1 protein-coding gene is annotated in these 1,473 nt (G+C 33.9%); it reads left to right on the top strand.

The features are described from left to right. Positions 1 to 96: 96 nt before the first annotated feature. Positions 97 to 1,433 (top strand): IS3 family transposase gene (locus SH601_RS17500; RefSeq protein ID WP_319959626.1). Its coding sequence is split into 2 segments (ribosomal slippage): positions 97 to 481 and positions 481 to 1,433, totalling 1,338 coding nucleotides; the frame shifts between segments, so codons are not numbered across the junction. Positions 1,434 to 1,473 lie beyond the last annotated feature (40 nt).

The following is a 1,473-nucleotide window of genomic DNA, read 5'->3' on the forward strand; positions in this document are numbered from 1 at the left end:
TAATATGTACCCTATAGAGTAGACACTTTTAAAAAAGGACTGCTTTATAGGGTTCTTTTTTGTATACTTAAATAAAAATGGATTTGGGGGATCATGATGACTAAAAAGTATTTTACAGAAAAAGAAGTGAACGAACTATCAATAAATCCTAATGTGAAATCTGTCAGTAATAAAGCCATTACCTATACAGATGAGTTTAGGAGATTATTTATTGCAGAGAGTGAACAAGGAAAACTTCCACGTCATATTTTTGAGGAGAACGGTTTTGATGTGGAAGTCATAGGTAAAGACAGAGTAAAAAAAACGGCTAATAGATGGCGCACTGCTTATAAAAAATCTGGGATAATGGGACTTAGTGATGAACGCTCAAACTCCTCCGGAAGGCCTCGTCAGAAAGAACTTACGTTAGAAGAAAAGAATGTAAAATTAGAAGCTCAAGTTCAATTGTTAAAAGCTGAAAATGAGTTATTAAAAAAGTTAGAAATGATCGAAAGGGGGCTGGGGAGAAGCAAGTAGTAGGTGCTGCCAAAATGAAATTTCTTTTAATTCGTTCTGTCATTGAAGAGTACCATCTACGCAATATGGTAAGTTTTCTATGTGATATTTGTGGGGTTTCACGTTCTGGTTATTATAATTATTTCTCGTCAAAATCACAGGAACGAAGAAAAACACGGGAGGAACAAGATCAACTACTTAAAAAGAATATATTAAAAGCCTTTAACTTTAAAAAACGTAAAAAGGGAGCTCGTCAAATTAAAATGACGTTAATGGGGCAATTCAACCTTAACTACAATCTAAAACGTATCCGACGAATCATGAAGAAATACAATATTGTTTGTCCCATAAGAAAAGCCAATCCCTATCGAAGGATGGCAAAAGCAACAAAAGAACATACTGTTTTACCTAACTTACTTAATCGCCAATTTAAACAAACTGTACCAGGAAAAGTATTACTCACAGATATTACTTACTTATTCTATGGCAAGGGAAAGAAAGCATATTTATCAACGATTAAAGATGGTTCAACAAATGAAATATTAGCGTATAACGTTTCTGAACGCATTACTTTAGATATCGCAACAGACACCTTATTAAAGCTGAAAAATAATAGAAAAGTAAAGTTGGCAAAGGGAGCTTTCATACACTCAGATCAAGGATTTCATTATACAAACCCACTCTTTCAAAAGATGGTTAAAAAATATGGTATAGGTCAATCCATGTCCAGACGAGGAAACTGTTGGGATAACGCACCGCAGGAATCTTTTTTTGGTCACTTCAAGGATGAAGCATACATTAAGCCTTGTGAAACATTGGCTGAACTAAAACATGAAGTAAAGAGTTATATGACTTATTACAACCATTATAGATATCAATGGAATTTAAAGAAGATGACCCCTGTGCAATACAGGAATCATCTTGACAATGTAGCTTAGTCTTTTTTTAAAATGTCCTTGACAAAGGGTACATTTCAAT

The organism is Gracilibacillus pellucidus, assembly GCF_033949965.1.
Classification (GTDB): domain Bacteria; phylum Bacillota; class Bacilli; order Bacillales; family Amphibacillaceae; genus Gracilibacillus; species Gracilibacillus pellucidus.